This is a genomic window from Fibrivirga algicola (assembly GCF_011742925.1).
GTDB lineage: Bacteria > Bacteroidota > Bacteroidia > Cytophagales > Spirosomataceae > Fibrella > Fibrella algicola.
In genome coordinates this window covers 274,074-290,741 of record NZ_WAEL01000005.1, presented here as the reverse complement: position 1 = coordinate 290,741, position 16,668 = coordinate 274,074, and the positions used below count along the sequence as shown (strand labels likewise).

The window sequence follows — 16,668 nt, the reverse complement described above, 5'->3', positions numbered from 1 at the left end:
GTGATGACTAACTTATGGCTGGCATAAGATCAGGTCAAAGAATCTGTTGCTTTTCGTCGAATAACCGTTGCAGGTACATGGCTTTTTCGTCGTAGGCGGCGGTGTCGACCCAGGTTTGTCGGGGGTCGAGCAGGGCGTTGGGTACGTCGGGGCAGGTGGCTGGCATGGCAAGGCCGAAGATCGGATGAGCACGGTACTGGATTCGGTCGGGGTCGAGCCTGCCTGACAGCACCGCGCTGATTAGTGCCCGTGTGTGTGTGAGACTAACGCGTTTACCAACGCCGTAACCGCCGCCCGTCCAACCAGTATTAATGAGCCAGACATCGGTGTCGTGCTCACGAATTTTATCACCCAGCATCTTGGCATACGCACCTGGAGTAAGTGGCATGAAAGCTGCCCCGAAGCAGGCCGAAAAGGTGGCTTTCGGCTCGGTCACGCCCATTTCGGTTCCAGCTACTTTGGCCGTGTAGCCTAGCAGGAAGTACTGCATGGCCTGCTCGGGCGTGAGGCGGGCAATGGGCGGCAGTACACCGAACGCATCGCAGGTCAGGAAAAAGATCGTTTTAGGGTGGCCCGCCACCGACGGAATACGGGCATTATTGATGAAGTCGATGGGGTATGACGTCCGTGTATTCTCGGTCAGGCTCGTATCGCTGTAATTGACCGTGCTGGTGCCGGGCGCAAATCGGGTATTCTCTACGATGGCACCGTACCGGATGGCGTCATAGATTTGGGGTTCACGCTCGCGGGTCAGGTCAACGACTTTGGCGTAACAGCCGCCCTCAAAATTGAAAACGCCGGTTTCGCTCCAGCCATGCTCATCATCACCGATCAACGCCCGGTTCGGATCGGCTGAGAGCGTTGTTTTGCCAGTGCCCGACAAGCCAAAGAAGAGCGCCACGTCGGTTTTGCCGTCGCGCTCGCCCACATTAGCCGAACAGTGCATGGGTAGCACATTTTGAGAAGGGAGCAGGTAATTCAAAGCCGAGAAAATTCCCTTCTTGATCTCACCTGCGTAGCACGTACCCCCAATGAGCAAGATGCGCTTCGACAGGTTGAGTAGGGCAAAATTTTCGGCGCGCGTACTATCTTCCGTTGGAATGGCCTTAAAGCCGGGAACGGCCAATACGGTGAAATCTGGCTTGAACCGGTTCAGTTCGTCGTCGGCTACCCGCTGAAACATATTATGGCAGAACAAATTTTGCCAGGCTGCCGTGGTCAGAATACAAAGGTTTAGCTGATGCGCCGGATCAGCACCGGGCGATGATTCACCAGCCCGGGCATAGCGCACATATACCGTCTGGTATTCCAGAAAGCTACGCATCCGACGATGTAGCTGATCAAATTTGGCCGCCGAAAACGGGATATTCACGTTGCCCCAGTCTACGGTATCGGCCGTCAACTCATCGCGCACGATGTACCTGTCTTTGGGCGAACGGCCTGTAAAACGACCCGTTGTGCATAACAAGGCACCAGTATCTGTTAGTTGACCCTCACCACGCTGCACTGCCTGCTCGATCAAGGCCGCTGGCGAAAGTTGAAAAAACAGCTCAGAGGGTTCTGCCAGTTGCAGGAAGTCAATGGCGTTATCGGCCGGAAAATTAAGGCTGATTAACTGGGCAAATGATTGCGATTGTTCAATGACCATAGTAGGCGTGTGTTTACTGTACGAGCGATGAAACAAAGATAGTAGCGATTATTATATATTTAGCGAACGTTCGCTAAAATTTAGAGCAACGCTTATCGAACGGGAAGTTGTAATTTTGTCCCAGGCTGTACACCTCTCCAGATTATATCATGAATACCGACCGGGATAAAGTAAGGCTCATTTTTGGCCTTAAGCTGAAACAGTTGCGAGCCGATCAGGGGTTGTCGACTTATGACCTGGCCGATTTGACCGGCCTGTCACCTTCCTACCTAAATGAGATCGAGAAGGGGAAAAAGTACCCGAAAACGGAAAAGATCTTTGCCATTGCCAAAGCGCTGGGTACCGACTACGACTCGCTGGTATCGCTACGCGTCAGCAAGCGACTGGAACCAGTTGTCGGCTTACTCAACTCGAACGTTCTCAACGAGTTACCATTCGATCTGTTTGGTATAGAGCCCGGTTATTTTTTAGAAGTGATGGCCAATGCACCTGCCAAACTGAGCGCATTCATTAGTACGATCATCGAAATTGGCCGCAACTATGACCTGCGTGTTGAGCAGTTTTATTTCTCGGTGTTGCGTACGTATCAAGCTATGCACGACACCTATTTCGATGACCTGGAACAACAGGCCGATGCATTTCTGGCACAACACCCGCTGCCTGAATCGCCGGCCCAACTGCCCGCTCAACTCACTGACGTACTAATTAGCACTTTCAGCTGTACGGTAACCCCTTACGACGACACTACGCACCCTGCGCTCACATCGCTACGGTCTGTTTATATTCCGGAATCGAACACGCTACTGATCAATAGCCGGTTATCCTCCGAGCAAACGGCGTTCACACTGGCGCGCGAGGTGGGCTACCGACACTTACAACTGGTCAACCGACCACTTGAATCATCGATGCTGGCGGCCCGTTCGTTCGATGAAGTGCTGAACAATTTTCGTGCGTCGTACTTCTCGCGGGCAGTGCTAATGCCACGAACCGGGCTAATGCCTATTCTGACTGCCTTTGTTGCACAACGTACCTGGCAGCCCGACCGGTTGCTACAGGCCTTGACCCATTTTGGCGTTACGCCCGAAATGTTTCTGCTTCGGACGATGAGCCTGCTTACAAGTGGGTTTGGCCTTAATGATCTGTTCTTTCTCCGTTTCGACCAGCCAGGCGGACGCAACGACAACGACCGATTCGTTTTATCGAAAGAGTTGCATCTGAGCCGTTTGCATACCCCTCACGGCGTGGCACGCGACGAACACTACTGCCGTCGCCAGGTGGCCTTAACGCTGTTGAACGACCTACGCACCGAACAGGCACAGGGAAACTGGAACGGCCAGCCCATTTGTCAGGCGCAGATCACGACCTACCCCAGCGATGGGAACGCCTATTTCGTGCTGTCGATCGCCAAATCGTCGCCGCCATCTACCACCAATAGCAGCATCAACATCGGGCTGCCTATCACCGACCAACTCCGTTCCGTCTTCGCTTTCCTCGACGACCCCACCATTCCGCGTACCGACGTAGGCGAAACCTGCGAGCGTTGCCCTATCCCCGACTGCGCTGTCCGTGCGGCAGCACCGGTTGTATTGGCGCGAAATGAACAGACAGAGCGGGTGCAGGCGGCAATTGAGGAATTGAGAAAGGTAAACGAGTTATAACTCTTCATCGTCTACTACCTGAAACTTGAAACTCTATTCAGGCGTTACCCTAACCACGATAGGGTCAATCCAATTTTGTTTTGAAAACCAAAGGCTTACTTACCAATAAAATCAACATCGTCACGCTGGGTTGCTCAAAAAACCTGGTCGATTCAGAGACGCTGTACACGCAATTGAAAGGCAACGGCATGGCCGTGACGCATGAATCGAAAAAGGACGACGCCAACATTGTGGTGATCAACACCTGCGGATTCATCGATAACGCCAAAGAAGAGAGCATCAACACCATTCTCAGGTACGTCGACGCCAAAGAAGCGGGTGTTGTGGATAAAGTATACGTAACGGGTTGTTTGTCACACCGCTATAAAGATGAGCTGGAAGTTGAAATGCCGACCGTCGATGCGTGGTTTGGCACTAACGAACTACCCCGTCTGCTGAAAACATTGCGTGCCGATTATAAGCACGAACTCGTTGGCGAACGCCTGCTGACGACCCCCGCCCATTACGCGTACCTGAAAATTGCCGAAGGTTGCGACCGGCCCTGCTCGTTCTGCGCCATTCCGATCATGCGCGGTCACCACGTGTCGCGCCCGATGGACGAACTGGTGATGGAAGCAAAATCGCTGGCCCGTCGCGGCACCAAAGAACTCATTCTGATTGCTCAGGACCTGACCTATTACGGCCTTGACCTAGCCAAAAAGCGCAACCTTGCCGAACTCGTCGACCGCCTGGCCGACGTAGAAGGCATCGACTGGATTCGCCTGCAATATGCCTACCCGTCCGGCTTCCCACTCGACGTGCTCGACGTCATGCGCGAACGGCCGAATGTTTGCAATTACCTGGATATGCCGTTGCAAACTGGCTCGACGGAATTGCTGAAGCTGATGCGACGGGGTATTACCCGTGAAAAAACCGAAGAGTTGGTACACACGATTCGCGCGAAAGTGCCGGGGATCCACCTGCGCACCACACTGATTGTGGGGCACCCGGGCGAAACTGATGCGCTGTTTGAGGAGACGCTCGACTTCGTGAACCGGATGCGCTTCGACCGACTGGGTACGTTCACCTACTCGCACGAAGATCAGACACACTCCTACTCGATGCCCGACAACGTACCTGACGACGTAAAGCAGGAACGCGCCGACGCCATTATGGAGATTCAGGAAGGCATTTCACACGAGAATAACCTGAAGAAAGTAGGCCAGACCCACAAAGTGTTGTTCGACCGGAAAGAGGGCGGTTACTTCATCGGCCGTACCGAATTCGACTCGCCGGAAGTAGACAACGAAGTGCTGGTACCAGCTACCAAGAACACATACGTCCGCCTGGGTGACTTCGCCCAGGTACGTATCACCGACGCCCAACCGTTCGATCTTTACGGCGAAGTGGCCAGTGAGGTCAGTGTACCTACACTGGCGTAAAAATGGCTTCGCGTACTGCTTTGTGCAGTATACTATTGCTTCGCTGGTCGTTCCCTATGACTAGCGAAGCAACTCCGGTATTTATACAACGACTTAGACTTTCTCCAGCCGCCGCTTTTGCATTTCATCGGCAACGCGGTGCGACTCAATATCATCGCGCTGGTGAAGTTGATCGACGATGGCGGCATGGTTAGTATCATCCCGGTTCTGACTTAGTTTGGCGGCTCCCTGCATCGTTTCGATTGCCAGTTCAAACGCCACCAAGCCTTTCATTTGCTGACGAACATACGCCTCAGTCATGCTCTCGATCGACACGGGACAGGCCGAGGCGGCTTCGTATTTATCCACTTGGGTACGTAGCAACGCAAGCGTTTCCTCATCGGTCAACACGCGGGTACGTCCATACACGTGCACCGACAGGTAGTTCCAGGTAGGTACGTTCACATGATCGTACCACGACGAAGAGATATAGGCGTGCGGTCCCGAAAAAACGGCCAGCGCAGGCGTTGTGCTGCCGAACAGGATTGCCTGCGGATTTACCTTCGAGACATGACCGATCAGCCGCGCCGTGCCGTCAGCATCAACCTGAAGCTCAATTGGCAAATGGGTGGCGATAGGAACACCTGCTTCGTTTGTCAGCACAAGCAGCGCGAATGAATACTCCCGGATAAACTGGAAAAGTTGATCACGATCGTTTTCCTGAAAATGTTTAGGTACGTACATAAGCAACTGAGTGGGCTGTTGACAGAAAATTTCCGGAAACAGTACGGTATGGAAAGGCAGTCAGCCAGTTCTAAGAACTGGCGAATTTAAGGCAATCACCGATGCTGTTTAAGCGACACATGTTATAACGGGTAGAAAAATCTGTTTTTAGCATTATTCTGCTATAAGTTTGACTTCTGTAACGTAGCTCTACCAATCGCATGATACGCCGGGCATCGAATCGAATTCAGTATAGCCTTGTTTCACTAGCCGTTGGCCTGTTTAGCGGCGTGATCTGGTCATCGTGTAGCCAGTTCAGCAGCGTAACCAAACCTGCCGATGTGGTGGCGGCGGAGTTGAACGTACCTGAAAAGGTCGATTATAACCTGCACATCAAGCCAATTCTGTCTGATCGCTGCTTTGCTTGCCACGGACCGGATAAGAACAAGCAACAAGCTGGCCTCCGGCTCGATACACCCGAAGGCGCTTACGCGGCACTGGAAAAGAGTGGCAAAAAAGCCATCGTTCCCGGCGATCTGGCCAGCAGCGAGCTGTTCCACCGCATCACCAGCACCGATCCCGACGAGATGATGCCCACGCCGAAGTCGAATCTGACGTTAAGCGCGGAGGAGAAAGCCATGCTGATCCGGTGGGTTGAACAGGGTGCCGAATACAAGGAACATTGGTCGCTAGTGGCCCCGACCATGCCCGACGTACCCGAGATCAAAAACGATTCCTGGGTACGTAACGACATCGACCGGTTTGTGCTGGCGAAATTGGGTGATAAGAAGTTGCGACATGCTCGGGAGGCCGACAAAACGACGCTCCTTCGCCGGGTTACGCTCGACCTGACTGGTTTGCCCCCAACCCTGGCCGAGATTGACGCGTTTCTGGCCGACAAATCGCCGAATGCCTATGAAAAAGTGGTGGATCGGTTGCTGGCTAGTCCGCATTATGGCGAACGGCAGGCGGTGGAGTGGCTCGACGTGGCCCGCTACGCCGATACGCACGGCTATCAGGACGATGGCCTGCGCACGATGTGGCCCTACCGCGATTGGGTCATTCGGTCGTTCAACAAAAATCAGCCATTCAACCAGTTTGTCACTTGGCAACTAGCGGGCGATTTGCTGCCCAAACCAGCCAACATGAACGATCGCCGCGATCAGCTACTGGCAACGGCCTTCAACCGAAATCATCAGCAGTCGCAGGAAGGCGGCATTGTGGATGAGGAATACCGCGTGGAATACGTGGCCGACCGGGTAGCCACGTTTGGCAAAGCGTTTCTGGGCCTGACCACCGAATGCGCCCGTTGCCACGACCATAAATACGACCCCATTTCGCAGAAAGATTACTTCTCGCTGTTCGCCTTTTTCAACTCGAACAACGAGCGCGGCCAGATTCCCTACAACGGCGAAGCAGCGCCAACCATAACATTGACTACGGCTGAGGAACAGGCTCAACTGGCGTATATTCACCAGAAGTTGACGCCGATCCAACAGCAATTGAACCCGAACCGGACGGTTTACCAACAACGGTTTGGTCAATGGCTGACGCAGGTCGAACGGCGGTCTATTGCGCCCAACGAAACTGGTTTGGTGGCTCGCTACACTTTTGATGAAGCCAATCGGGGCGATGTAAAGGCGTATGAAGCCAAGAAGTCTGACGAACGGAATCGCCGAGACGAACAGCGGAAGTTGGCCGAAGCCAAAGCACTGGCAAAGGGCAAGCCAGCACCTGAAGAAAAGAAGGAGCCGCGCAAGCCCAAAACCCGCCTATCGGTAGAAGAAAATCCACGTAACCTCTTTCTGAACACCGCCAATGATACCCTGCACGCTTACCTGGGCGGCGACGTCGATAACTTACCGAAACAGGTAGCGGGCCGGTTCGGCAAAGCCCGTTTTCTTCCCGGCGATAGCTTCATTGTGCTGCCGTCTGAATTGGCCGCCTTCGATCAGAACCAGCCGTTTACTGTCAGCAGTTGGTTCAGGCTGAATAAACTCGGCACCGCCATGACCCTGGTTGGCCGTACAACCGGGCCAATGGATGGGCAGCGCGGCTACCAACTCGACTTACTGGCCGACGGTCGCTTGAAGGTGATGATGAGCCACGTTTGGCCCGCCAACGCCATCGATATTGAATCGGTCGAAAAAGTACCTGCCAACCAGTGGTTCCAAGTCGCGTTTACCTACGACGGGATGGGCAAGGCGAAGGGCATTTCTCTGTACCTAAACGGTCTGCCGATAGCTACGCGGGTAGTCAACGATCACCTGATTCACAGCATTGTTTGGGGTATGAAGAAATCACACTGGGCGCAACACCCGTTTTACGTGGGGCGCATGCACGACAATTTCTACAAGGATTTCGCCGTGGATGAACTACGCATCTACAATCGCTGCCTTACGCCGCTGGAACTGCCCCGACTGGCTGGGAAACCCGATGCAATCACGACCGCCGTGCGTACCCCCGCCGATACCCGTACGCCTGAGCAGCGCGCCGGGCTATACACCTATTACATACGTACCCAGGATGCTGGCTACCGCGCCGCCTTCGATAGCGCGATGGTGTATCGGGGCAAACAATTCATGACCCTCACCGACGCCAAGCAGGTGATGGTGATGCAGGAAATGAGCCAACCCCGACCAACGTACCTACTGAAACGCGGTGCTTACGATGCCCCCGGTGAGGCCGTAACGCCCGAAACGCCCCACTTCCTACCCGCCCTCGACAGCGACCAGCCCCGCAACCGCCTCGGACTGGCCAACTGGCTCACCAGCGCCGAAAACCCGCTCCTCAGCCGGGTGATGGTGAACCGGATCTGGCAGCAATATTTCGGGCAGGGACTCGCTAAAAACCCCGACGATTTCGGTAATCAGGGTGCGCTCCCCTCCCATCCCGAACTGCTCGATTACCTGGCCGTTCGCTTCCGGGAAGGTGGCGACCAGGAGTCTGGTGCAGAGGCCAAGCCGTGGGATGTGAAAGCCATGCACCGGTTGATTGTTACGTCGGCCACCTACCGGCAGTCGTCATCGGTAAGCCCGGCCGCACGTGAAGCTGATTTCGACAACACGTACCTGAGTCGCGGACCGAGCTATCGTCTCTCGGCCGAGCAGGTACGTGACAACGCACTGGCGGCTAGTGGTTTACTGACACAAAAACTGGGTGGACCAAGCGTGTTACCCTACCAGCCAGCCGGTATCTGGGAAGCCTTGGCCACGCGAAACGCCGTTGTCTACAATCAGAATCATGGCGACACCTTGTACCGCCGTAGTCTATACACGATCTGGAAACGGTCGTCACCACCACCTATGATGCTCAACTTCGACGCTGCCGAGCGTCATGTATGTACCGTGAAACGCCAGAAAACGGCCACACCTCTACAGGCGCTCGTAACGCTCAACGACCCGCAGTTTATCGAAGCCGCCCGCGTCATGGCGCAAAGGGTTACCAGCAGACCCATTAATGAAAACAGAAACAAAGCGATCGTCGACGCCTTTTTCCGTCGCGTCATCAGTCGCCCGGCACGTACCCAGGAAGTGGCGTTGATGCAGCAACTATACGATGAAGAGCTAGCCGATTTCAAGCGAAACCCCAAGCGGGCACAGGAGTTGTTGACAGTCGGCGAATACCCGATCGATAAGCAACAAAACCCCGCCGAACTCGCCGCCTGGACCGTTGTAGCCAGCACGATCATGAATTTCGATGAAGCAATTGTGAAGAGGTGAACTAGTCAACGAACATGGACATCCAGGACGAAATATTCGATAATATCCACGACACCCTTAGCCGCCGGAATTTCCTGGGGCAAACCGGCGCTGGGCTGGGTACGTTGGCGTTGGCTTCCCTGCTGAACCCTGGCCAGCTTTTTGCCGGTAATGGGCCGAAGCCGGGTGACGTGCCTGCGCTGGGAAAACCGCATTTTCCGCCGAAAGTGAAACGGGTGATTTACCTATTTCAAAGCGGGGCCCCGTCGCAACTTGACCTCTTCGACTACAAACCGAAACTGGAGGCGATGTGGGGGCAAGACCTGCCCGCTTCAGTGCGGAACGGGCAACGACTCACGGGCATGAGCGCGGGCCAAAGCAAATTCCCACTGGCAGCATCGACCTTCAAATTCGCGCAGCACGGACCGGGGCAAATGTGGGTCAGCGAACTGTTACCGAACATCGCGAAGATCGCCGGTGACGCCACCTTCATCCGAACGCTCAACACGGATGCTATCAACCACGACCCGGCCATTACGTTTATTCAGACGGGTAGTCAGCAGGGCGGGCGACCTAGTTTCGGTTCGTGGGTAAGCTACGGGCTGGGCTCCGACAATCAGAACATGCCCTCATTTGTCGTGTTGCTTTCGAAAGGCCGGGATGGCGACCAGCCATTATATGCCAAACTCTGGAGCAACGGGTTTCTGCCGTCGGTGCATCAGGGCGTGGTGTTCCGGTCTGGCCCCGACCCGGTATTTTATCTCAACAATCCGCCGGGTATCGACCGCACCAGCCGCCGCCGCATGCTCGATTACCTGACCAAGCTGCACGCCGAGCAAAGCAAATATGTACTCGACCCGGAGATCAATAACCGAATGCAGCAGTACGAAATGGCGTACCGCATGCAGGCATCTGTACCCGAAACGCTGAACCTGGACAAAGAGCCTAACTATATTTTTGACATGTACGGCCCCGAGAGTCGCAAGCCAGGTACGTTCGCGGCTAACTGCCTGCTGGCCCGCAAGCTAATTGAAAAAGACGTAAAGTTCGTGCAGCTCTACCATCAGGGCTGGGATCAGCACGGCAACCTGCCCAATGATATTCAGATCCAGACAAAGAGCGTCGATCAGGCCTCGGCGGCACTGGTGAATGATCTTCGCCAGCGCGGTCTGCTCGATGATACGCTTGTGATCTGGGGCGGCGAATTTGGCCGGGGTCCTTACTCGCAGGGCAAACTTACCCGCGACAATTACGGTCGCGACCATCACCCGCGTGCCTACACCATCTGGATGGCTGGCGCTGGCGTGAAGAAAGGCCTTGTTTACGGCGAAACAGATGACTTCGGTTATAACGTAGCGAAAGACCCCGTCCATGTTCACGATTTCCAGGCCACAATTATGCACCTAATGGGCGTCGATCACGAAAAACTAACGTTCAAACATCAAGGCCGACGTTATCGGTTGACGGACGTTCATGGAAAGGTAATTAAGCCGTTGCTGGCGTAGAACAGTGTTTCGAATGGGTTACTTATGCAGCCCTCTCCGTCCGAAAATGGCAGCTATGGCGCGATTCGGTGAGGGACCACCCCTACATATCAAGATTCTGCATGTGTTGAACCCTGTTGTGCTGGCTTATCGGCTAGAGAGCCAGTATTCCTCCACTTTATTAATCCGCTAACGAATTGGCTTATTTGCTGAGCAGCAGACGGGTTAACCCTTGCTATTCAGCTAAATACACCGTACATTTGCACTCCCGTTTTAGGGCGGGAATCTTTTTGTTCTGTGCAATCGTCTGTTAATCAATAAATACCGCTCACAATCCAGTGGATACGTTAAGCTACAAAACTGTTTCGGCCAACAAAGGGACCGCAAACAAGGAGTGGATCGTCGTTGACGCTAAGGATGCCATTGTTGGTCGGTTCGCTTCTCAGGTAGCGTCCCGCATTCGTGGCAAACACAAGCCCAACTTCACTCCCCACGTTGATACCGGTGACAATGTCATCATCATCAACGCCGAAAAAATTCGTTTCACCGGTCGTAAAATGGCCGACAAAGTATACGTTCGTCACACGGGTTATCCCGGTGGTCAGCGTTTTGCTTCGCCGCGCTTATGGCTTGAGAAACACCCTGAGCGTGTGCTCGAGCATGCCATTCGTGGTATGCTGCCCAAGAACCGTCTGGGCCGCCGTTTATTCACCAATCTGTACGTGTACACGGGTGACAGCCACCCCCACGCGGCGCAGCAACCGAAAGAAATTAAATTCTAACCAATGGAGCGTATTAACACCATCGGTCGCCGGAAAACCGCTGTTGCCCGCATTTACATGCAGCCAGGTAACGGAACCATCACGGTTAACGGAAAAGAACTGAACGCATACTTCCCGACCGAAGTACTGCAAATTATCACCCGCCAGCCATTTGCTACGGTTAAAGCTGACACGACGTATGACGTGAAAGTAAACGTACGCGGTGGCGGTGTAACGGGTCAGGCAGAGGCTACGCGCATGGCCATCAGCCGCGCACTGGTTGAAGCTAACGCCGAAAACCGTCCAGCCCTCAAGAAAGAAGGCTTCCTGACACGGGATTCACGTATGGTAGAACGGAAGAAGCCAGGCCGGAAAAAAGCCCGTCGCCGGTTCCAGTTCTCGAAACGTTAACCAGTTAAGTGCATGGGGCGTAGGGTGTAGGGTATTAACCCGCTCCGCCCAATTCCCCTCGCTCTCAGCATTTTTAGTCCAGACTGCGCTTAGAAGATGCCGACGCGCGGTGCTGCGTATTTCTCACTTTTTAGTAGTATTTGTTCCTTAAAGAAAATGGCACAAGTCGAATATAAAGATCTCCTTGACGCTGGTGTGCACTTTGGCCACCTTACGCGCAAGTGGGACCCCCGGATGGCTCCGTATATCTTCATGGAGAAGAACGGCATCCACATCATTGACCTGAATAAAACACTTGCTTCGCTTGATGAAGCCTGCAATGCTATCAAAGGCATTGTTCGCTCAGGCCGCAAGGTGATGTTCGTGGCAACGAAGAAGCAGGCTCAGGAAATCGTTTCGGAAGAAGCACGCCGGTTGAAAATGCCATACGTGACTGACCGCTGGCTCGGTGGTATGATGACCAACTTCGCTACGATCCGCAAGTCGCTGAAAAAGCTGCAAACGCTGGAGAAGATGCTCAAAGATGAAACAACCATCAAGAACATCGCCAAGCGGGAACGGCTGACACTGACACGCGAAAAAGAAAAACTGGAGCGTGTATTGGGTGGTGTTGCTGACCTGACCCGTCTGCCTGCGGCTTTGTTCGTAGTGGACGTGAAGCGGGAAAACATTGCTGTTCTGGAAGCCATTCGTTTGGGAATTCCTGTATTCGCTATGTGCGATACAAACTCGAACCCAAACCTTGTTGACTTCGCTATTCCAGCCAACGACGATGCCTACAAATCGATCTCGCTGATTACGCTGGCGATTGGTAAGGCCATTGAAGAAGGTTTGATGGAGCGCAAGCAGGACAAAGACAGCCAGGCCGCGCAGGAAGAGGAAGATGCTAAGCGCCAGGAAGAAACCCGCGCTGCTGCTGCTGAAGGTGCCGATGCACCTGTAGCCGTGGAAGAAGCGCCTGTAGCTGAAGAAGCTCCGATCGACGCAACGCCAGAAGGCAACACCGATTAGTATTAATTAACAGACACAGACGATTGACCGGATAGCCCGTAGCCCCAACACGGCTATGGGCTATTTTTTGAAAAAACAGTTTGATGTTTGGCGTTTGATGTTTGACGTTCGTCAGGCAGCGCAACGTCGAACATCAAACGCCAAACATCAAACTAATAAAATGGCAATTACCGCAGCAGACGTAAATAAACTCCGGCAGGAAACAGGTGCCGGTATGATGGATTGCAAAAAAGCCCTTGTTGAAGCCGATGGCAATTTTGAAGAAGCCAAAGCTATTCTGCGTAAGCAGGGCCAGAAAATCGCCGACAAACGGGCCGACAACGCTACTGCCGAAGGTGTAGTGCTGGCGCACGTAAGCGAAGATGGCAAATCAGGCAAAGTAGTGGCCGTAGCCTGCGAAACAGAGCCTGTATCGAAGGTAGCTGACTTCCAAAACCTGGCGATGAGCATCCTAAGCAACGCCGTAGCTGATCATGTAACCAGCAAAGAAGCATTGCTTGCTGAAGTACAGGCCGACGGCCGCACACTGCAGGATCACATCACGGACCTGATGGGTAAAATCGGCGAGAAAATCGACGTAGTTTCATTTGAAACTGTTACGGCTGACAGAGTAGTGTCGTACATCCACTCGAACGGCAAACTGGGCGTTCTGGTAGGTTTGAGCAATACGAGCGGAACCGACGTAACAGAAGTAGGTAAAGACGTTGCGATGCAGATTGCTGCTATGAAACCACTTGCTCTTGACAAAGATGGTATCGATGCCAGCGTGATCGAACGCGAAATTGAGATTGGTAAAGATCAGGCTCGTCAGGAAGGCAAACCTGAAGCGATGCTCGAGAAAATCGCAATGGGTAAACTGAACAAATTCTACAAAGATAACACGCTACTGAACCAGGAGTTTGTGAAAGATAGCTCAGTAACAATTGCTCAACTGTTAGATAAGACGAGTAAAGGTCTGACAGTCTCTTCATTCAAGCGTGTTTCGATCGGATAATCGGACAGCATTCAGTGTTCTCTTGAAAAAGCCCGACTAGAAAGTCGGGCTTTTTTTTGTGTTTTTTGTTACTTTCCGGCACGCTACTTGTCTCACTACCATCCAGCATGAAACACCTAACAGACGAAGAGTTAGTACAGTTGTATCTCTCGACGCAGCGTAACAGTTATTTTGAAGCGCTTTACACACGGTACTGCGACAAAGTTTTCCGTAAGTGCTTATCGTTTACGAAAAACAGAGAGCGAGCTGAAGACTTCACGCACGATATTTTTATTCGAGTCGTCACAAAACTAGGTAGTTTCCGGGAGCAGGCTAAATTTTCGACTTGGCTATACTCAGTTACCTATAATTATTGCATGGATCAGCTTCGTAGCCCGAAGCACAAAGAAGTTTATTCAGACGACTTCTATGAGACACTATCCGACTACACGGATGGGGAAGACGCTGATATTGCTGAGATGGAAGCCCAGCGGCTCAATCAGGCGCTGGATTATCTAACTCCTGACGAGCGGGGATTGCTGATGATGAAATACCAGGATGAGATCAGCATTCGGGAGATTGCTGATGGGCAACAGCTAACCGAAAGTGCCGTAAAAATGCGCCTCATGCGCGCGAAGGAAAAACTAAGACGCCGTTACGTCGAAGCCCTAATTTTCTGGGTGCTCATTGGCATCAAAGCATTGTCATTCTGGAAGTAAATAGCCTACCTTTTTTTCGTAACCAACATGGAAAATCCCTTTAAACTGATAGAGCCACATGCAGATTGTCCGCCACATCTGAAAGAACAGATTGTATCCGAAATCGATCTGATTCGGAATGCGCTCAACGTGGTAGAACTCTATTCAGGCGATTTATTCGGATCCTTATCTGCTCTGCTATCACCCCAGTCTGATTCACAAAATCCCACCGCTTAATTCTACTCCAGCACTTATGGATCCTAACGTACCCACCGTCACTCAACTGCCAAATATTACCCAAATACTTATTAACACATTTCAAACGCTGATTGCGCAGTTCATCAACTTCGTTCCCAAATTTATTGGGGCTGGTGTTGTACTGGCCATTGGCATATTGGTGGCCAAAATGCTGTCTGCTGTTGTGCAACGGGTTTTGAAGGGAGCAGGATTCGACCGGTTCGGCGAGAAGCTGAACGAAATTGATCTGATCAGGCAGTTACAGACCGAGATCAAGCTGAGTGAAATAGTCTCTAAAGTTCTCTACTATTTCATCCTGCTGGTCTTCATCACGGCCGCTACCGAAACACTGGGCATTGCCGCCATAACCGGCATGGTTACCTCGCTGGTCAACTTTATTCCGAAGCTTATTGCAGCGGCGATTATGCTTCAAGTAGGGGTGCTGGTTGCCGACGTGCTGAAACAGGGTGTTGTCAGCTTATGCGCTTCGTTCGGCATCTCGTCGGGGCGGCTTCTCGGCATGGTTGTCTTTTTTTTCTTCCTCATCATTACCATTATTTCGGCACTTGGGCAGGCGGGCATCAACACTGAGTTGCTCGAATCGAGTTTTAACCTACTTATTGGCGCCGTTTTTTTGGCTTTCGCCGTTGGCTATGGCCTTGCATCCCGCGATGTGATGGCTAACATCCTGTCTTCTTTCTACGCAAAAAATAAATTCAAAGAAGGACAGACCATCCGGATCGAGGGCATTACAGGGCAAGTTCTTCAGGTCGACAATACTTCGCTGACCCTACGCACGGGTGAATCGACGACAACCATTCCGATGCAGATGCTGCAGACAAAAACGATCGAGTTTTTAGACAAGTAACTGCTCGGCGTACCCGTTCATACCACCGTAAAAAGCCTGATGGCTACCCATCCCACCTATGAAGAAAACAGTACTATACTCGCTGATAGCCACTTGTTGTGCTTTTTCGGCCGCTGCACAGGATACAACACCGCAGCAGGTAACAACCAATTTCAAAGACACGGTATCGATAAAGCCAGACACTACATATTGGCAAAAATCGATTACTGGCGGTATCAATTTTAACCAGGCTAGTTTCAGCAACTGGGTGGGCGGGGGTGTTAACTCAATTGCTATTGGTGGCGTTGTGGCAGCCCGTGCACTCTACGAAAAAGGCAAAACATCCTGGGACAACACGGCCGACTTCCAGTTGGGCTACATTACCCAGCGGGGCATAACCCGTAAGGCTTCTGACCAGCTGATTTTCATTTCTGTACTGGGCCATAAGATCAAACCCAAGTGGGATCTCTTCGCCTCAGGTACGTTCAACACCTATTTTGCTCCCGGATTTCGGTACGATAACCTACCAGCCGGCGTAACCGACTTCAAAGCATCAAGCTTCTTCTCGCCCGCTCAATTTGCGCTGGCCTGGGGTCTGGCCTACAAACCAAACGATGAGTTCTCGTTGCGGATCAGCCCGTTTGCGCCCCGTTTTACCTTTCTACTCGACGATGCCGTTCGCTTCAGGGAAGATGTAGTTGGCGGCAGTAAAGTGATTGTGCGTGATCCTACAGCTAAGGCATATGGGGTAGATGCCGGCAAAACCGTACGGGCTGAATGGCTAGCATTGCAGTTGCAAGCCGTTTGGAATAAGAAGTTAAGCGAAAACGTAAGCCTGAACGCTCGCTACCAACTATATGCCAATTACCAGACACTTAATGCGATCGATCATCGGATCGACTTGCTGATCGCTGCCAAGCTAAACCGATACCTAAGTACTACGTTCGGCATCATTGGCCTCTACGATAAAGACTTCTACGATGGTTTCCAGATTCAGCAAACGCTGGGCATTGGCTTGATTTATAACGCCAGTACGTTCAGAAAGAAGTAGGGTGCCCCTTATTACTTTGATCAACAAGCGCTTATCCAACCTACATTTTTACAACTTCCATTTTA

At 52.5% G+C, this 16,668-nt stretch carries 13 protein-coding genes; 11 read left to right on the top strand and 2 right to left on the bottom strand.

The window, feature by feature from the left end; translation table 11 throughout:
- Positions 1-34 precede the first annotated feature (34 nt).
- A complete protein-coding gene (gene pckA, locus F7231_RS15290) occupies positions 35-1,648 on the bottom strand; it encodes a phosphoenolpyruvate carboxykinase (ATP) (protein WP_166692519.1) in 1,614 nt (537 codons plus the stop codon).
- 149 nt (positions 1,649-1,797) lie between these two features.
- Between pckA and F7231_RS15285 the strand changes: the two genes are divergently transcribed.
- Both F7231_RS15285 and rimO read left to right on the top strand, forming a co-directional pair.
- Entirely contained in the window at positions 1,798-3,306 is a 1,509-nt protein-coding gene (locus F7231_RS15285) for a helix-turn-helix domain-containing protein (RefSeq protein ID WP_166692518.1), read from the top strand.
- A gap of 80 nt (positions 3,307-3,386) precedes the next feature.
- Complete coding sequence (gene rimO, locus F7231_RS15280; RefSeq protein ID WP_166692517.1) at positions 3,387-4,727, top strand: 30S ribosomal protein S12 methylthiotransferase RimO; 1,341 nt, start codon at positions 3,387-3,389, stop codon at positions 4,725-4,727.
- 93 nt (positions 4,728-4,820) lie between these two features.
- On the opposite strand, the gene F7231_RS15275 is transcribed toward rimO, so the two are convergent.
- Positions 4,821-5,450, bottom strand: coding sequence for an FMN-binding negative transcriptional regulator (locus tag F7231_RS15275; protein ID WP_085411333.1), 630 nt, complete (start codon positions 5,448-5,450; stop codon positions 4,821-4,823).
- A 200-nt stretch (positions 5,451-5,650) separates the two neighbouring features.
- On the opposite strand from F7231_RS15275, the gene F7231_RS15270 reads away from it, so the two are divergent.
- The 9 genes from F7231_RS15270 to F7231_RS15230 all read left to right on the top strand — a co-directional run bounded on the left by F7231_RS15270 (position 5,651) and on the right by F7231_RS15230 (position 16,603).
- Positions 5,651-9,151 carry a DUF1553 domain-containing protein gene (locus F7231_RS15270; RefSeq protein WP_166692516.1) on the top strand — a complete coding sequence of 1,167 codons (3,501 nt, stop codon included), beginning with the start codon at positions 5,651-5,653 and terminating at the stop codon, positions 9,149-9,151.
- A gap of 14 nt (positions 9,152-9,165) precedes the next feature.
- On the top strand, positions 9,166-10,635 hold the full coding sequence (locus F7231_RS15265; RefSeq protein ID WP_166692515.1) for a DUF1501 domain-containing protein: 1,470 nt from the start codon (positions 9,166-9,168) through the stop codon (positions 10,633-10,635).
- A gap of 317 nt (positions 10,636-10,952) precedes the next feature.
- The gene (gene rplM / locus F7231_RS15260) at positions 10,953-11,396 is read left to right on the top strand and encodes a 50S ribosomal protein L13 (RefSeq protein ID WP_085411337.1); all 444 of its coding nucleotides are present in this window, start codon (positions 10,953-10,955) and stop codon (positions 11,394-11,396) included.
- A gap of 3 nt (positions 11,397-11,399) precedes the next feature.
- A complete protein-coding gene (gene rpsI / locus F7231_RS15255) occupies positions 11,400-11,786 on the top strand; it encodes a 30S ribosomal protein S9 (protein ID WP_085411339.1) in 387 nt (128 codons plus the stop codon).
- 156 nt (positions 11,787-11,942) lie between these two features.
- Positions 11,943-12,797 (top strand): 30S ribosomal protein S2, encoded by an 855-nt coding sequence (rpsB, locus tag F7231_RS15250; RefSeq protein ID WP_085411341.1) that lies wholly within the window; start codon positions 11,943-11,945, stop codon positions 12,795-12,797.
- Between the two features lie 160 nt (positions 12,798-12,957).
- Positions 12,958-13,791, top strand: coding sequence for a translation elongation factor Ts (tsf, locus tag F7231_RS15245; RefSeq protein ID WP_166692514.1), 834 nt, complete (start codon positions 12,958-12,960; stop codon positions 13,789-13,791).
- 107 nt (positions 13,792-13,898) lie between these two features.
- On the top strand, positions 13,899-14,489 hold the full coding sequence (locus F7231_RS15240) for an RNA polymerase sigma factor (RefSeq protein ID WP_166692513.1): 591 nt from the start codon (positions 13,899-13,901) through the stop codon (positions 14,487-14,489).
- A 232-nt stretch (positions 14,490-14,721) separates the two neighbouring features.
- On the top strand, positions 14,722-15,573 hold the full coding sequence (locus F7231_RS15235) for a mechanosensitive ion channel family protein (protein WP_166692512.1): 852 nt from the start codon (positions 14,722-14,724) through the stop codon (positions 15,571-15,573).
- A 58-nt stretch (positions 15,574-15,631) separates the two neighbouring features.
- Positions 15,632-16,603, top strand: coding sequence for a DUF3078 domain-containing protein (locus F7231_RS15230; RefSeq protein ID WP_166692511.1), 972 nt, complete (start codon positions 15,632-15,634; stop codon positions 16,601-16,603).
- The last annotated feature ends 65 nt before the right edge of the window (positions 16,604-16,668 follow it).

What these genes read in the sequence shown, in the direction of transcription:
- rpsB (WP_085411341.1), top strand. Translation starts at nt 11,943, where the DNA reads ATGGCACAAGTCGAATATAAAGATCTCCTTGACGCTGGTGTGCACTTT.
- rpsI (WP_085411339.1), top strand. Translation starts at nt 11,400, where the DNA reads ATGGAGCGTATTAACACCATCGGTCGCCGGAAAACCGCTGTTGCCCGC.
- F7231_RS15265 (WP_166692515.1), top strand. Translation starts at nt 9,166, where the DNA reads ATGGACATCCAGGACGAAATATTCGATAATATCCACGACACCCTTAGC.
- tsf (WP_166692514.1), top strand. Translation starts at nt 12,958, where the DNA reads ATGGCAATTACCGCAGCAGACGTAAATAAACTCCGGCAGGAAACAGGT.
- pckA (WP_166692519.1), bottom strand. Translation starts at nt 1,648, where the DNA reads ATGGTCATTGAACAATCGCAATCATTTGCCCAGTTAATCAGCCTTAAT.
- F7231_RS15240 (WP_166692513.1), top strand. Translation starts at nt 13,899, where the DNA reads ATGAAACACCTAACAGACGAAGAGTTAGTACAGTTGTATCTCTCGACG.
- F7231_RS15285 (WP_166692518.1), top strand. Translation starts at nt 1,798, where the DNA reads ATGAATACCGACCGGGATAAAGTAAGGCTCATTTTTGGCCTTAAGCTG.
- F7231_RS15275 (WP_085411333.1), bottom strand. Translation starts at nt 5,450, where the DNA reads ATGTACGTACCTAAACATTTTCAGGAAAACGATCGTGATCAACTTTTC.
- F7231_RS15270 (WP_166692516.1), top strand. Translation starts at nt 5,651, where the DNA reads ATGATACGCCGGGCATCGAATCGAATTCAGTATAGCCTTGTTTCACTA.
- F7231_RS15235 (WP_166692512.1), top strand. Translation starts at nt 14,722, where the DNA reads ATGGATCCTAACGTACCCACCGTCACTCAACTGCCAAATATTACCCAA.
- F7231_RS15230 (WP_166692511.1), top strand. Translation starts at nt 15,632, where the DNA reads ATGAAGAAAACAGTACTATACTCGCTGATAGCCACTTGTTGTGCTTTT.